The organism is Listeria aquatica FSL S10-1188, assembly GCF_000525795.1.
GTDB lineage: Bacteria > Bacillota > Bacilli > Lactobacillales > Listeriaceae > Listeria > Listeria aquatica.
The window spans coordinates 105,810-121,393 of the sequence record NZ_AOCG01000003.1; the positions used below are offsets into that span (position 1 = coordinate 105,810).

The window sequence follows — 15,584 nt, forward strand, 5'->3', positions numbered from 1 at the left end:
ACTTCAATAGCATTATCATATCACGTAGCGAAATGGAACTCAAAGTTCAAGTAGATCCTGGCTATCAAAGAAATATAGATATGCTCCCGTAACAGGCTTCTCAAGAATCGACTCTAACGCCTGCCGGTACAATTTTAGTTGTACCTCATAGCGTTTTTTCATCTCCATCATGGCACTTTCCCGGCTTGAATACTTCTCACGAATTCGGTCTGTTTTATAATCCACGAGTATCACATGGTCAGCATAAACGAGAATCAAATCCACAACCCCTTGAACAAGAACTGGGCTATCAGTTTTTGCTCCTGGATTAATTTCACGAGCTGGAATTTGATAAACAAATGGGACTTCTCGTTTAATTTGGCTGGTGGGATCAAATAAAGCTTGTCCTAGTTTCGTATCAAAAAACGCCTGAATTTGTTCAACTTGAATCGCTTGTTTCTCGATTTCCGTCAGTTTCTCTTCATCAACCATCTTCGCTAAGAGCTGTATTAAACTTTCCTTTGTCGGCGGTGCATCAAGTGGAATAGCTTGCATTACAGTGTGCATCGCTGTCCCGATTTCTGTACTCGTCAGCTTTTTTTCTGCTTGCAAAAATTTAGGACGTTCAAGAGACGCTCCCTTCAAAGTTTGAACAAACCGGTCATCGCTGAAGCTATCTTGAATTTGAAATTGCCGTTTCAGCTCCGTTACCGATTGCTTCGAATAAATCCCAGTTTCTGTTTCATGCGGGTAAACAAACTTGAGAATCTTTGCAATTTCTGCTGTATCTTTCCCAATCGGAACCGCTTGAAAGCCCTGCACTTCCTTCATAAAATTATCGGACTCTGCTTTTTCTGTAGCAGGCATCACCATTTCTTGCGTCAAAACAGCCACCTTGAGTTTCATAGCGGTCGGAAGAGACGAAACGGTCTCTGAGCCGCTTGAAACAGTTTGCCGTAAAAAATCAGGATGTCGTACAAACGCGCATCCAACCCAGTCGAGATATGTCGAAGCACTCAAACGCGTACTTGCAGGAAGAAGCGTTTCCTCTGTATCTTTCACTGCAAGAAAGTGCGCCAATGTCTCTTCCCACTTCGGAACAGTCCCTACTAAAATGAGTTTTTCTTCCGCACGTGTTAAAGCCACATAGAGAACTCGCATTTCTTCTGCCAACATCTCACGAGTCTTTTTTGCCTTCACAGCACGCTGCATAATTGTTGGATAAGTAATTCGCTTTTCAGTGTTCGTATAGCTCGCCGCAAAGCCAAAATCTTTATCCAGCAACGTTTTTGCAGTAATATCGCGGCGATTAAATTTGCGATTCAGTCCTGTCAAAATGACAACTGGAAATTCCAAACCTTTACTAGCGTGAATTGTCATCATCCGAACAACATCTTCTTTTTCGCCAAGTGTTTTGGCTGTTCCTAGATCTTCACCGCGAAGCTCTAGCCGCTCAATGAAACGGATAAAGCGGAAAAGTCCACGAAAAGCTGTTTTTTCATACTGCCCAGCTCGTTCGTAAAGGGCCCGCAAATTAGCTTGTCGCGTTTTGCCACCCGACAGCCCACCTACGAATTCATAAAACTGTGTATCTTCATAAATTTGGCTGATAAGCGCGGTCAAGCTTTCACGAATTGACAAGTCGCGCCATTTTTTCAGCATCGTCAAAAACTCGCTCAGTTTTTCTGATAGGGCATCTCCATTTTCTTGCACATATTCTTGTAACCCCGCAAAGAAGTAGCCTTGTTTTTTCTGCAAACGAATTTGAGCAAGTTCTTCTTCTGTAAGTCCAAAAATAGGCGAGCGCAAAACAGATGCAAGCGGAATATCTTGGTACGGGTTATCGACAAGCTTAAGCAGTGAAATCATGATAGCCACTTCGATCGCTTCAAAATATCCGGTTTGACTGCTTACATAAAAAGGAATATCCCGTTCCCGCATAGCTTCTTCCATATCGGTTGCACTTGTCATCGAACGCGATAAAATGACGATATCCCGATATTCAACCGGACGAAATTGTCTTGAACTTTTATCAAATATTTGAAAACGCGATTGAACGAGTTCTTCAACACGGCAAGCAATGGCGCGTGCTTCTAATTGATCTTTTTTCATTTCATCAGCTGCACTGACTTGCTCACTTTTCTCTTCCTGATCACGATCCACAATTAAGAGTTCTGTTTCCATGCCATCAGCTGCTTCATAGTTTGCTCCAAGATAAAGCTCAGCATCCGCATCATAATCAATTTCCCCCGACGTTTCGATCCATAATCTGTCTAAAAATAAAATTAGTGGCCTCTAAAACCTCTGCTCGACTGCGAAAATTTTTCGATAAGTCGATCTTCATGCCTCCATTTGCGCCTGATTTCGAATAGCGTCGATATTTCTCCATAAACAACGTTGGTTCCGCCAGCCTGAAACGGTAAATGGACTGTTTAACATCACCAACCATGAATAAATCGCCAGAAGCCTCATCTGGAATCGTCACTAACGAAATAATCATTTCTTGGACAAGGTTTGTATCTTGATATTCATCGACTAGCACTTCTTGGAATCGCTTCGTAAGTTCGCGTGCGACGATGGATTTTGACCCATCTTGTTCCTGTAAAATGTCCAAAGCCAAGTGTTCCAGATCACTGAAATCCAGTACGCCTTTTTGCTCCTTCGCTATAAAGAATTCAGTCGAAAATCGTTTTACAAGTTTAGCAAGTGTTTTCACATCGCCCTGCATGCTAGCAAGATCTTTCAAATATTCTTTTTCTTTACGCTTAAACAAGCTTTCAGCAATGCCTTGAACGGCCTTTTTAGCTGTATCTCGAGCTTTTTTGGCTCGCTCAATTAACGCTTGATCCAGTTCCTCTTTATTTTTAAGCGTTGCGATTCGTTTAAAAGAGACCGCTTGAAAGGCTTCTCCTAACTCATCAAACGTCGCCTGTTGCATTATCTCTTGTAAGCCTTCCACTTGTCTAAGATCATCTTGAAATGTTTCTAAATAGCCTGCTGGACCTCCTGGGGCTTCACTGAGATGCTTAGCAAGTTCTAGTTGATCTTTGGCTTTTTCAATTTCCGCTTGAATCGTCTCAATAATCACTGGATAGTAAGGCAAATCGCTAATTTGCTTGCCTTCTGTTTCCTGATAAAACGAAACCATCTCATCTAACCACTTAGCTGGATCAGGATTTGCTGCTGAGAAATCATAGAGTTTCGAAATGAGATCAGCTAAATTTTGATCCGAACGATCATCTGTTACCGTGTCTGCTAAATGGAAAAATGCTTCGTTCCCTTCTTCGGCAAACTCACGCTCTAAAAACGCATCCAAAACTTCATCTCGCAAAAGCATGCTTTCCACTTGATCCATCAAGCGAAAATCAGGATCGACTTCTGTACGATAATAGTATTTTCGAATCAAATCTAAACAAAAAGCATGCAACGTAGAAATAGTGGCCGTGTTAAGCAGTGCAATTTGTTTTTTCAAATGAAGTGAATCCGGATTCTTCTCAAGTTCCGCCTCAAGAGCTTGCCCAATCCGATGCTTCATTTCAGCCGCCGCTGCATTTGTAAAGGTAACTACTAAAAGCTCATCCACATTACAAGGAGTTGTCTCATCAAGTAAGCGGCTAATAATTCGGTTAACAAGTACAGCCGTTTTCCCAGACCCTGCTGCCGCTGCAACTAAAATATTTTCTCCACCTGCATGGATAGCTTGCCACTGCTCATCCGTCCAAGTTGCGTTTTCTGGTTTTTCAGGAATTGGTCTCATCCGTTTCACCTCCCTCTTCTTTCATTTTTTCTAGAATCGTCTTAGAATCTTCATTTTTCAAATAGCGATATTTTTCGCTTTCCGCGCCTGGGTCAAACTGGCAAACTGATTGGAAAGGACAAAACTGGCAAGGTGTCCGGTCTTGCATATTATAAGGATTAATCGCCACTTCACCATCTAAAATTTTATTCCCAGCTTCTTGATATTTGTGACGAACAAAATGACGCATTTCATCAAATTCTGCTTTACTTGCCGTTTTTGAACGGGCGCTTAAAGAGCCATCTTTCTTAATTTCTGCTGGAATAATAAGCGAAGAACCACCGTTTTCTAATTCTTCGTCCATGAGCGTAATCGTGACGGGGTCTCGTAAGACAAGCCCCTTCATCTTGTAGCTTTTCTTCACTTCTTTTAAGAGTTCAGCCTCATCAAGCGGCGTATCAGCTGAAATCAACTTATTGTGCATATGGAAATAGAGAACGCCTGCAGGTTCCGCTTGTTTTCCGATAAATTCAGCCGCATTACTTACCACCACATCTAAATACGTGAGCATTTGTAGTGCAATCCCGTAATAAATCTCCGGTAGCTTTAGGTCATGTGCGCTTGATTTATAGTCGATAATGCGAAGAAAACTCCGTCCCTCTTTTTCCGCTTCATCTACACGGTCGATTCGACCTTGTAGCAGCAGCTCGTGTCCACCTTTAAGTGGAATTTTCATCGCTGGGATTTGACTGCTCCTGCCAAAATCCACCTCTAAACCAACTGGCCGAAAAGCACTCACTTTCGCTTGTTCGTTCAAAACCACTGCCGCACGAGCAATGATATGGAAAAGTTTATATTTAATATAAGCCATTCGCTTTGAGCTTAAGAGGATTTCATGTTGTAATTTTGGCGCTAAATAATCCATTGCTTGTTCAGAAAGCGCGAGGCATTCTTCTTCAGTTAAATTGCCCCACTCAGTCCCGCGCCTTTTAAGTTCAGCTGAAATCCATTCCATCGCACCGTGAAAAATTTCTCCCATATCTACTGCTTCCAGTTGATAAGTCGCCCGTTCTTCGAGTCTCAAGCCGTAACGAGCAAAATGTTGGAACTCACAACTGAAAAATTTTTCCATCCGTGAAACACTAGCATGAATTTCTTTGCCGAATAACCCAGAAGCGGTTTCTTCTGCAAGAACGCCGGTATTGTTTTGATAGGTTAAACTGCTTAAAATCCGCCTTGCTCCCTTATCATTTTGAGTGACAAAATAATTATACACTTGCCACCAGAGCGGCATAATCGGATATCCACGTTTATACATACCAAGAACCGATGTAAGAAGTCCAAGCGTTTCTTCTCGCGTTTCAACATACGTTTTTTGTTCTTCTTCTGAAAGCAGACTTGGATCCGTTAAATAGACTTCCTCCGTAAGCTCACTAAAAATCGCCTTTATTTTGCGAATATAGTTCGAAGGAGCAAGCAACTTTCCTTCTTCATCCGCTGCCGGATAGCTTAAATAAAGCGCATCTTTTGCAGAAGTAAAGACGCGGTACGCAATAAATTCCTCATGGAGCAGCGCACGATGATTCGATGGCTTAAGCGAAATTCCCTGTTCTTGCAAAATCGCTCGATCTTCTTCTGATAAAATCCCTTTGTCACTTACTCGACGCGGTAAAACACCATCATTCAGACCCACAGCAAATACAACTTTTGCTTCCAGTAAACGCGCGTGTTCCATATCTGTCACTATCAACTGATCAAGCGCAGGAGGAAGGAGCGAAAATTCCAAAGCTTCTAGTCCTGTTTGAATCACTTCTAAGAAATCCTCACGTGTTAGTTCTTCTTCGCCGAGCACTTCTACAAACTCATCCAAAAGAGAAATGACCGCCTTCCAAGCTTGGCCATGTTCACGTGCAAGTTCAATAAACCCTTCTCTTTCAGCTCGTGCACGCCAAAGCTCCATCCGTTCAGCTGCCTGTACATACTCCAAATAAGCAAACAGACCTGCTGCAAACGACTTTCCTGTTGCTTTAGGCGCTACTTGTTCTTCTAAAAACAGTAATGGTTCTGTAATCAAATTCCGAACTTCATTGATACGCTCTTCCATCTTGAGCTCTGCATCCGTTTGAACGCCAATGTTTGTGGCTAACCCACGTATTTTACGATAGTGCCATTTTTCACTGGCAAGAAAACGCTGCCTATTGTAGATTCCGTTTTCTAAGAGATAATTCTCAAATTGATCCACTTTGAAACGAAGAGCTTCTTGATTTTCTTCGGGCGGAAAAAGCATTTCCGTTCGCACAGCTTGAAAAAGCGGTTCGTATTGCCAATTTTGCGAAATAGCTTCCAAACTTGATCGAATAAATTCGATAAGAGGATGCCTTGCCATGCCACGTTTTTTATCCCAAAAATAAGGAATAGCATCTCGCGTCATTACAGAATGCACAATTTCTTCATAATCCGCCATATTGCGAATTAAAATAGCCATGTCAGAATAGCGATATCCGTTTGTTCGAACGAGTTTAGCCACTTCACGAGCCACGCCTTCAATCTCAGAACGGCGATTATTAGCTTGATGTAAGTTTACACCATCTGGAGACCCTTCAAATGTCTCAAACGTATTTCCACTCCACGCTTTTTCTAAACGAAGCAATCCTTCCTTAGCAGAACGCTTAAAGCCAGTCAGGAAAATGGCCGGTTCGATGCCAATGCCTGCCACTTCGGCAATTTGAGAAACAGTATGGTAGGATTCCGAATTAAAATCAAACATACTAAATAAGTTATCTCCCCCACTTAGTGAAGCCTGATCTAGTGATAAGGCGATTTTCACATGATTAGCCTGTTTAAGTAGTGCCTCAACCACTGAAAGTTCTTGTTTTGAAAAGCTATCAAAACCATCTAAGTAGATAGAAGCATTTTGAATATACGAGCTATAAGGCATTTTATCAATTAAGAGCTTGAGATAATCTTCGCTTTCTAAAAATTTCCCGTATAGCTTTTCTTGATATTTTTCGAACAGCAAAGAAACATCCAACATTTTTTCTTTCGTTGTTGGATTTTCAATTTCCGTTTTAAAAGCCTCTTGTTCAACTTCATATTGTTTAAATTCCTTGAACAGTTCCGTCAATTCTTTATAAAAACCGTGTTTTTTAGCCGATTTATGGAAGACATGCAACTTGTCTGCTTCTTCTTTCACAACTTCGCGGAGCAGCATCTCTGTGCCTGTTCTTGTTAGAAAAGTTCTCCCAAGGCCGCCTGTTTCAGATAAAACTCGCCAAGCAACTCGATTAAAACTATAAACTTGGATGTTCATAAAACCTTTAGCTTTTGTTTCGTTAAAAAGAAAGCGTTCCATTTGGTACGTCATTTGATCAGGCACAATTAAAATCTGTTGCTCATTCGGATGTTGTTCTCCATTTTTTTTTCATTTCTTGAATAAGCTTGGTTGTCTTTCCCGACCCTGCTTTGCCGAGTATAAATTGAAGCGTCATCTCATCACCACCGAACATATGTTTTTATTTCTTATTGTAACGGATTTCCTGACTTCCGTAAAGTTACTAAAATTGAATTTTCATGACGCAAAAAAACTAAGATAGCCTACACTATCTTAGTTTTTCACAAAACTCATTTAAATTCCAGCATTTCCTTCTTTAATTTTAGCAATTTATTAGTAAGCTCTCCAAAACGTTCTGCATCTCCGTCATCAAGCGCCTGATCTATTTCAAGTCTTAGCTGTTCTTCTTTCCGTTTTTCTAGGAGCATTGTCATGTAGCATTCAATAAAAACGTTTGTCAGTTCTTTCTCGCCCTTTAATAGACCGACTTGATTCATTAATGAATTTGAAAAATCACGCATTTCCACGACTAATCACTCCTTTTCGGGATTTTCATGGCCAAGTTCGCTTGAAAAATGCTTAAATCGGCTTCAAAAATCATCAAAAGCTTCAAAAATTCAACTTTTCTAAATTCTACTGACGCAAGAAAACTTGTATGCTATAATAGCCAACAAATAACTAGCTGACATAAACAGATGGCTAGAAGTTTCTTATTCCAAACTTCTTTTCATAAATATTAAAGACAATCTTAGAAGGAGATGCTTGAAATGAAGAAAATGCAAGATCAGCAAATTTACGAGGTGAATCCTCATACGATGATTATTTTGCCCTATAAAGCAGGTGGGTCGCTTTACTCAGAGGTAATGGAACTTGGTTCTCACTCTATATCAAAGTTTACCCCCTTTGAATTAATTAAAACTAGTTGCAAATATTTTGGTGCCAATTATGACGGACGCAAAGAAGGGACAAAGCACCTGATAGGAATTACTCACAAGCCACCTATCATTATTGACCCCATTTCGTTTACGTATGCTTTTCCAACTACTTCACCGCAAAACCCCCACTGCGTCTGGATATTCCCACAACATATTAAAGATTACCACGCTGCCGATAATAACCAAACTTTCATTCGCTTTGCTAATTTAGAAACGATCGTTTTAGATATTTCGATTTCTTCCTTTAATAATCAAATTGCTCGCACTTCTATGTTACACATGAAATTTTCTCAAAAAATGCGAAAGATCGAAAATCAAATTCCTCAAAACTCTATGTTTTTTCCGCCTTCCAACTATGTAGCAGAAAGTTTCTTTGGATACAGGTCTGCACTACCAAATAATACCCAACCAACCGATCACTCTGAAAAATAGAAAAATGAGTTTTCCTAAGATACTAGGAAAACTCATTTGCTTTGTTTTAAAATCACATCTGAAATTTCTTTTATTAATTTTAAATCTTTTTCTGAAAAGGAATATGGCAATTCGAGATACCACTTTTCAAGCTCTGGATTGCCGATAAGCGGAAAGGCATTAACTGAGTTTTTTTCCCGCAGTGCAGCCACGTCATCAAGTAAAAAATCTGTTGTCGTGCCGAGCGTTTCAGCTAAAAGAGCCAACATGAAAATAGGTGGTTTATGTGTCCCATTTTCATACTTGCTAATTGTGGACGGCGTTACGCCAATTTTTTTCGCTAATTCTTTTTGAGTTAACCGATTTTTCTTACGCAAATTTATTAATTTTTCGCCGAAATTCAAAACGCTCACCTCTCCTCCTTTCTATTATAGCAATCCTTTGCGTAGATTTCGACTCCGCATTTCTAATTTTTTAAAATTTACTTTACAAATTTTAAAAAAAAGGCTTATATTAACTTTATCAAACGGGAGGTGACGAGCTTTATGACAGCTCTTACTAAAACGTTCCAGGCAAAGCCTTTTTTAGCGGCGATACTTTGTTTGGAATGGTTAATGTCTAAAATCGCCAAGTAAAATGGTTTTGCCGATTTATTATTTGATTAAATAATAAAGGAGCGAGCCAAATGAAATATCAATCTGTTGAAGATGTGCTTCCTGAGTCTCTTATTGAGGAAATTCAAAAATATGCTTCTGGGACAACTCTTTACATCCCCGCTAGAAAAAAAACGTGCTTGGGGTGCAAATTCGGGAATCAGATCGAAACTAAAAAAACGAAATGAAGCCATTAAACTAGCTTTCGAAGAAGGAACTACTATGAAAGAGCTAGCTGAAAACTATTTTTTATCGGAAAATACGATTAGGAATATTATCTATCAAAAGACCTGTTGAATTCAGCAGGTCTTTCTTTAAAACTCTTATGAATTGTTTTCAGTACTGTACAACTGTACTTTTCTTCCTTTAAAATAAGTTATGGAGGTGTTGAACTGTGGAAGCTTTTATTCCCAATCATCTTTTTAATGCCATTATGCGTCATGCCAAGCAAGTTTGGGATGCAGAACGAAGTGTAAATGACTTACAAATCAAAAAGGAATTTGCTTTTTATTCACTAAGTAAAGCGGAAAGTCTTTTCGAACAATTAAATCAAGAACAAGCGGCTCTTTTAAAACCACTTACCGAAATTAAAAATGAACAAGATTTCGAAAAATTTCAAGAATCGCTTACTCCCTATATTTATCCATTTCCTTCAATCAGTGAAGCGCAACTCAAAAAGATGTTTAAAAAAAACAAAAAAAACTGCATCCCCCAGAGCTTACAGACGAAAAACGTAAACAACTCACTTATCTAAGCTGGCTTGATGCGGGTTCTATGAAAAAATTTATGGTTTATGAGTATGAAGGTAAACTTACTGCTTTAAAAGGGAGTTTTTTGCCTAGTCAAAAAAAAGATATTTGCCATTTCTGCAATCAAGTGACAGACGTTGGTTTATTTACAGTTGATGTAACGATAAATTCAAAAGCAAATACCTATAAAGCGCTCAGCAATTATATCTGTCAAGATGCAGAAAGTTGTAATGCTCATCTGACAAATACTGAAAAACTGGATTATTTTGTAGCATATAGTCAATCTGCTAAAAAATAAAATTGGGCACTGTAAAAGTCACCTCATCGCTATGGATGAGGTGACTTTTTTAATTCGATAAGCTATCTGCATAAAAATACATGCCTTTTCAGGAGATAGCTATTAAAGTTATTGCTATACTTTTTTTATCATTTCCCTCACATTTATAATTATCATTTTAAATGTTTAAATACATACAAGTGGTTTGACTTTCAAAATGCTATAGATTATCATTTTAAATGTATTATATTTCACAAAAAGAGGGATGATATGAACTTTGTTGATGACCATAGCGCTGTAGTGAAAATGCAAGAATTACTCACCTATCTCTACACTTCTTCTGATCTTGCAACTCGTTATATCCAAGAGATTTCCTTTAGAAAAAACGACATCATTGTTCAACCTAATGATTCTCCTAATTGTTTTTATTTAATTCGTTCAGGAGTCGCGTTTGTCGAGGCTCCAACTGAAAACAACGAACGTGAAGTTCTTTACTTTTTAACTTCAAATCAACTTTATTCGCCTGAAAGCTTATATAATAACTTCAAGGAATCTCTGAGTTTATTTCCACGCCAACTTCGAGCAGGTTCTAATTTATCCGCTTATAAAATTGATTGCGACTTTATGATGGACCATCTCTATGCACAGCCTAAGCATTTAAATTTTCTTTTTTTTGACCGTATTACGTGAACTTAGTTCGGCTCAGCTTATTTTCCATATTCATAAATTTCCCACAGAGGAAAGAATTGATTGCATGCTTCGAGTTATTGCAAGTGCTTCTGGTGAACACGAAGGAGAGAGTGTCTTGCTACCTTCTGCAATTAATCAATCCGTGCTCGCTTCTTTGTGCGGCTTATCGCAGAGCGCAATTTCGATACACTTGAAAAAGCTTGTCAAAGAGGGATTACTTGCTTCCACGCACACGCCTTTACGTATTTTGGAGCCTAATTTTCTCGCTCATTCATAAAAAGAGGAGGCTAAATTGGCGTCCTCTTTTTTATTAAAAATGATCATAAAATCGTGGTGAACTTTTCGGAATGATTTGTTCTAATAAATCAATTGTTGCCTCACTTGCCGTTATTTTTTGATAAGCATTTAATATTTGAGGTCGTGTAGCACCTAAGAGCATTTGACTCAAAGTACCAATCTCGATTTCAAGCAAGTTCTCTTGTGCCTCACCATTCTCTAGTTCTTTTAAGGTTCCAGCTTCAATCTTATAGACACCGTTATTAAACGGAGCTACTTCATCATGAACTTGAATGTATAGGACTTCTTCATGTTTTTTAAATGGGTAACGTGCCAAAAATTCTTTTACATCCACAATCCGCACCATGAAAGAAAGCTCTTCTTCTATTTTAAGGGCGGTAGGGTTCGTTAAGCCTAGCGCAAATTCTTGGATGTCTCCTGCATTTTCTAGTTCGACTACATCAAACATGGAGTCATGACTTGAAATAAATGCCCACAATTCGTTTTCGGCTTCACTGGTCAATGCGATAAATTCTCGGATAATCATTTTCATTCCTTCAAATGCAAATGATAGATAACCTTTGGCTTCGCCATTTTCGTCAAAATAGATGGCCATTTCTTTTGTAAATTCACGACGAACTAGTCGATCCCACCAGGCATCGTCCCGAACAAGCATGCCTTGGTGGTTTAGGGTATATTCGTGATAGATTTCTTTTATAAAGGCAAACTCTGGGCTTGAGTGATTGATACGCTTAATTTGACCAATTCCTGCTGATTTTCTAGTAAACTGATTCAGTTCTAAATGAAGTTGGGTCGAATGAAAGCCAAGTTCATAGCCGAATTTACGATAGAATCTCACATCAAATGGATGAAGATAAGAAATGAGTTGTCCTTTTTCCTTCATCATTTCAATAGATTTTGTCATAAGTTGTCTAATTAGACCCCCGCGACGGTGCTCTGGATAGGTTGCGACATAGGCAATACCTCCCATTTTATAGCGTTCACCAAATAGAGTGACCGCAAGTGGATACGTCACAACTTGGGCTGCTAATTCATCGTTTTCAAATGCACCTAAACGATTCCCATGATCCATCCAGTAGAAAAAATCTTCTTCTCCACCTCCCGATGAGTTTCTGAATGCATAATCCCGCAATTTCTTCATTTGATGAATTTCTTCCTTTTGTATTTCTCTGATTTTCAAATCAATCAACTCCTATCTTTTTTATTTTAGCATTTTTAAGTGAGGAATGCCGCTTCTCTTACCTTCTTCCTACTAACTTTTTGTAAGCTTTTTTTTCTTGCTAATGTTAACGCATTCAGCTACACTAGTAAATGGAATTTATTTTTAGGAGGAAAAACAAATATGTCAAATGTACTATTTATCAAGGCCAATGGTCGTCCGGCTGAAAGCTCTGTCAGCGTCACATTATATGAAAATTTCTTGGAAAGTTATAAAACTAGTCACCCTAATGATCAAGTAACAGAGGTGAATTTATTTGAAGTTGATTTGCCTTATTATGACGGTGTAATGATGAATGGACTACATAAAGAAGTGGCTGGTGAACCTCTTTCATCAGAAGAAAAGCGACTTGCTGATATTGCAAATGGCTACTTAAACCAGTTTCTTCAAGCAGATAAGGTGGTTATGGCTTTTCCACTTTGGAACTTCAGTATACCTGCCCAGTTCTTAACTTACCTCTTTTACTTAAATCAAGCGGGCAAAACTTTTAAGTATACGCCGGAAGGACCTGTTGGCCTTGTTGGTGATAAAAAAATTGCGCTTTTAAACGCACGAGGCGGCATCTATTCAGGTGGTCCTTTGGAAAGTTATGAAATGTCCTTGAACTATGTCAAAAATGTCTTAAATCACTTTGGCGTTACCAATATCGAAACAGTGGTTGTTGAAGGACACAACGCTGCACCTGACCGGGCAGAAGCTATTATTGAATCAGGTCGTAAAGAAGCTTCTTTACTCGCTGAAAAATTTTAAAAAAAAGGAAACTAGCCAGAGAGGCTAGTTCCTTTTTTCTATCTGCTTTTCATAAGTAACTGAATTGCTTCTTCAATGTACGACTCCGTATCCTCTGTCCTGTCTTGTTGGGCTTTTTCTACGCAAGCCGCTAAGTTTTGTGCAACAACAAGTCCGATTACACGATCTATGCTTGTTCGAACAGCTGAGAGTTGCGTTACTATTTCGCGACAATCTTTTTTTTTCTTCCATCATTTTTAGAATCCCACGAATCTGCCCTTCTGACCGTTTTAACCGATTTTTCATTTTGGCATCATAAATTAATTCACCAGACTGCCCTGCCATGCACCCATCCCTCCCATCACATTCGTTACCCGATAACCTTTACCACTTAAAAAAAATCGAAGCTTGTTCTGATCGTCCACCAGCATAACAAATAATCGCATAATCAATTTTTGGATCAAGTTCTATAAAACGTTCTCCTAGTTCATGAATTGGAATATTTCGTGCTGCCGGAATGTGTCCTTTCTTGAAGTCTTCTGCGTCACGTACATCAATAATTTGATAGTTCGCCGTATTTTGACGGAGTTCAGCCGCTGTTGTTGATAAATACATTTTATTCCACCTCTCCTGGTAAAATAGTTTGATACAAACTAAATCCACCATCTAAATTTTTCACTTGATAACCAGCATTTTTCAAAATACGCTCAGCTAAATAGCCTCGTAATCCCACTTGGCAGGTAACAATAATTGGAATTTCTTTTTTAAGTTCGGAAATTCGATTGCGCAACTCATCAAGTGGGATATGAATGGAATCTTTGATTTTACCATTTTCAAGTTCAACTTGATTCCGAACATCCAGCAAGATTGCTCCGTTCGCTTTTTCTTCATTTAATTGATGCCACTGGATACTTTCAGATAAACCCTCAAGCAGGTTCAATCCAACATAGCCAGCCATATTGACTGGATCTTTTGCTGAACCAAATGGCGGCGCATAAGTAAGTTCAAGTTCCGGGAGCTCTGCAACTGACATACCTGCTTTGATTGCAGTCGCTAGGATATCAATCCGTTTATCAACGCCGTTTTCACCAATTGCTTGCGCCCCAAGAATTCGACCGTCTTCATTTGCAAATAACACTTTCAAAAAAAGTGGTGTATTTCCCGGGAAATAGCTAGCATGGCTTTTCCCTTGGATATGCAGTGCCGTATAGGAGATTCCCGCCTCCTGAAGTGCCTTTTCATTTAGTCCTGTCGCTGCCGCTACAAGCGCAAATACCCGAACAATTGCCGTTCCAAGGAAGCCTTTATTTGGTCGAGCCTTTCCAAAAATAATATCTGCAACCATTCGGCCTTGTCGATTTGCTGGAGAGGCAAGCGAAACCAGTGTATCTTGCTGATTCACTTCTTGCTTAACTACAATCGCATCCCCAATTGCATAAACATCTGCCGCACTTGTTTCATAGTTCTCATCTACAATAATGCCGCCACGAAGCCCTGTTTTGATACCTGCCGTTTGTGCAAGGTTTGACTCAGGAGTAACACCAACTGAAAAAATAGTTAAATCGCTAACAAGTATTTCCCCGTCCTCGAGTTCAATCCGCTTACCTTCCTCATGAAATGCCGTTACGCTTTTTCCAAGCTGAAGTTTAACTTTGTTTTTTTCAAACTCTTGTTCAATTCGAACGGCCATTTCCTCATCTAGAGGGGGCAAGATATGAGAGGATTTTTCAACGATGGTTACTTGCATGCCTCGCTTCGCAAGACTTTCTGCCATTTCTATTCCAATGAACCCAGCACCAATCACAACAGCCTTTTGAGGATTTTTTTTCTTGGATAAAATGCTCGATCGCATCAACATCTGGAACCGACCTCACTGTAAATAAGTTTTCCGCAGCCTCCAATCCTGAAATGCTTGGTCTTATCGGCTTTGCTCCTGGAGATAAAATTAGTTTGTCATATTCCTTTTCAAATGTCTTATTTTGATTTTTAACTAGAATATGCTTTTGCTCTGGTCGTATCTCTAGAACTTCATGAAACGGCTTCACATCAATCCGAAATCGCGATTGTAAACTTTCTGGGGTTTGAATAAGTAAATCTTCACGTTCGCTAATTTCCCCTGAAATGTAATAAGGGAGTCCACAATTTGCAAAAGAAACATAAGGTCCTTTTTCCAGCACAATAATCTCTGCTTCTTCATTTAACCTTCTTAAACGTGTCGCCGCAGACATGCCACCTGCTACGCCTCCAATAATTACGATTTTCATTTTGCTCCTCCTTTAATCGCTCCCTGCCACTGGCTCATACCACCACGAACATTTATTACCTCATAACCTTTTTTCAAAAGAATTTTCGCAGCCCGTTTACTTCTCATTCCGGTTGCGCAAATGAGATAAATTTTTCCTTGCGGCTCATAACTAGCAATTTTAACAAGAGGAATATTTTTAGCCCTCGGAATGTGCCCTGCTTGAAATTCATGATTCTCTCTAACATCAACAATAATAGGTCCTTTCAGTTCTGCAAGTTCAGTGACATGAATGGATGGTATTTTTTGAAACATCGGATTCACCCCTTCGCCACT

10 protein-coding genes and 6 pseudogenes are annotated in these 15,584 nt (G+C 39.3%); 7 read left to right on the plus strand and 9 right to left on the minus strand.

Annotation, left to right across the window (positions count from 1 at the left end):
- Window positions 1–39: 39 nt before the first annotated feature.
- From addA to MAQA_RS03060, 3 genes and pseudogenes are all read right to left on the minus strand, one after another.
- Window positions 40–3,736: pseudogene (addA, locus tag MAQA_RS03050) on the minus strand (helicase-exonuclease AddAB subunit AddA).
- Window positions 3,720–7,203: pseudogene (gene addB / locus MAQA_RS03055) on the minus strand (helicase-exonuclease AddAB subunit AddB). Before addB ends, addA begins: the two co-directional pseudogenes overlap by 17 nt.
- Before the next feature lie 133 nt (window positions 7,204–7,336).
- Entirely contained in the window at window positions 7,337–7,573 is a 237-nt protein-coding gene (locus MAQA_RS03060) for an IDEAL domain-containing protein (RefSeq protein WP_036071259.1), read from the minus strand.
- 240 nt (window positions 7,574–7,813) lie between these two features.
- Between MAQA_RS03060 and MAQA_RS03065 the strand changes: the two genes are divergently transcribed.
- Entirely contained in the window at window positions 7,814–8,413 is a 600-nt protein-coding gene (locus tag MAQA_RS03065; protein ID WP_036071261.1) for a competence protein ComK, read from the plus strand.
- A gap of 32 nt (window positions 8,414–8,445) precedes the next feature.
- Here the strand turns inward: MAQA_RS03065 and MAQA_RS03070 are convergent, their stop codons facing one another.
- Complete coding sequence (locus MAQA_RS03070) at window positions 8,446–8,796, minus strand: helix-turn-helix domain-containing protein (protein WP_036071350.1); 351 nt, start codon at window positions 8,794–8,796, stop codon at window positions 8,446–8,448.
- Between the two features lie 281 nt (window positions 8,797–9,077).
- Between MAQA_RS03070 and MAQA_RS03075 the strand changes: the two are divergent.
- The 5 genes and pseudogenes from MAQA_RS03075 (at window position 9,078) to MAQA_RS03095 (ending at window position 11,038) form a co-directional block, all read left to right on the plus strand.
- A pseudogene (locus MAQA_RS03075) lies at window positions 9,078–9,342 on the plus strand (CD3324 family protein).
- A 97-nt stretch (window positions 9,343–9,439) separates the two neighbouring features.
- Window positions 9,440–9,799, plus strand: a complete 360-nt coding sequence (locus tag MAQA_RS03080) for an elongation factor G-binding protein (RefSeq protein WP_036071263.1) — start codon at window positions 9,440–9,442, stop codon at window positions 9,797–9,799.
- Complete coding sequence (locus MAQA_RS03085) at window positions 9,748–10,092, plus strand: FBP domain-containing protein (protein WP_077913538.1); 345 nt, start codon at window positions 9,748–9,750, stop codon at window positions 10,090–10,092. Before MAQA_RS03080 ends, MAQA_RS03085 begins: the two co-directional genes overlap by 52 nt.
- 249 nt (window positions 10,093–10,341) lie before the next feature.
- Entirely contained in the window at window positions 10,342–10,761 is a 420-nt protein-coding gene (locus MAQA_RS03090) for a cyclic nucleotide-binding domain-containing protein (RefSeq protein ID WP_036071269.1), read from the plus strand.
- A 64-nt stretch (window positions 10,762–10,825) separates the two neighbouring features.
- Window positions 10,826–11,038, plus strand: a complete 213-nt coding sequence (locus tag MAQA_RS03095) for a helix-turn-helix domain-containing protein (RefSeq protein ID WP_036071272.1) — start codon at window positions 10,826–10,828, stop codon at window positions 11,036–11,038.
- Between the two features lie 33 nt (window positions 11,039–11,071).
- Here the strand turns inward: MAQA_RS03095 and MAQA_RS03100 are convergent, their stop codons facing one another.
- Complete coding sequence (locus MAQA_RS03100) at window positions 11,072–12,238, minus strand: GNAT family N-acetyltransferase (RefSeq protein ID WP_036071275.1); 1,167 nt, start codon at window positions 12,236–12,238, stop codon at window positions 11,072–11,074.
- A 162-nt stretch (window positions 12,239–12,400) separates the two neighbouring features.
- Between MAQA_RS03100 and MAQA_RS03105 the strand changes: the two genes are divergently transcribed.
- Complete coding sequence (locus MAQA_RS03105; RefSeq protein WP_036071277.1) at window positions 12,401–13,027, plus strand: FMN-dependent NADH-azoreductase; 627 nt, start codon at window positions 12,401–12,403, stop codon at window positions 13,025–13,027.
- Window positions 13,028–13,065: 38 nt separating this feature from the next.
- On the opposite strand, the pseudogene MAQA_RS03110 reads toward MAQA_RS03105, so the two are convergent.
- The 4 genes and pseudogenes from MAQA_RS03110 to MAQA_RS03125 form a co-directional block, all read right to left on the minus strand.
- Window positions 13,066–13,351: pseudogene (locus tag MAQA_RS03110) on the minus strand (metal-sensitive transcriptional regulator).
- Window positions 13,327–13,621 (minus strand): annotated as a pseudogene (locus tag MAQA_RS03115) (rhodanese-like domain-containing protein). Before MAQA_RS03115 ends, MAQA_RS03110 begins: the two co-directional pseudogenes overlap by 25 nt.
- A 1-nt stretch (window position 13,622) precedes the next feature.
- Window positions 13,623–15,270: pseudogene (locus tag MAQA_RS03120) on the minus strand (FAD-dependent oxidoreductase).
- The gene (locus MAQA_RS03125) at window positions 15,267–15,563 is read right to left on the minus strand and encodes a rhodanese-like domain-containing protein (protein ID WP_036071279.1); all 297 of its coding nucleotides are present in this window, start codon (window positions 15,561–15,563) and stop codon (window positions 15,267–15,269) included. Before MAQA_RS03125 ends, MAQA_RS03120 begins: the two are co-directional and overlap by 4 nt.
- Between the last annotated feature and the right edge of the window lie 21 nt (window positions 15,564–15,584).

What these genes read in the sequence shown, in the direction of transcription:
- MAQA_RS03065 (WP_036071261.1), top strand. Translation starts at nt 7,814, where the DNA reads ATGAAGAAAATGCAAGATCAGCAAATTTACGAGGTGAATCCTCATACG.
- MAQA_RS03090 (WP_036071269.1), top strand. Translation starts at nt 10,342, where the DNA reads ATGAACTTTGTTGATGACCATAGCGCTGTAGTGAAAATGCAAGAATTA.
- MAQA_RS03095 (WP_036071272.1), top strand. Translation starts at nt 10,826, where the DNA reads ATGCTTCGAGTTATTGCAAGTGCTTCTGGTGAACACGAAGGAGAGAGT.
- MAQA_RS03105 (WP_036071277.1), top strand. Translation starts at nt 12,401, where the DNA reads ATGTCAAATGTACTATTTATCAAGGCCAATGGTCGTCCGGCTGAAAGC.
- MAQA_RS03125 (WP_036071279.1), bottom strand. Translation starts at nt 15,563, where the DNA reads ATGTTTCAAAAAATACCATCCATTCATGTCACTGAACTTGCAGAACTG.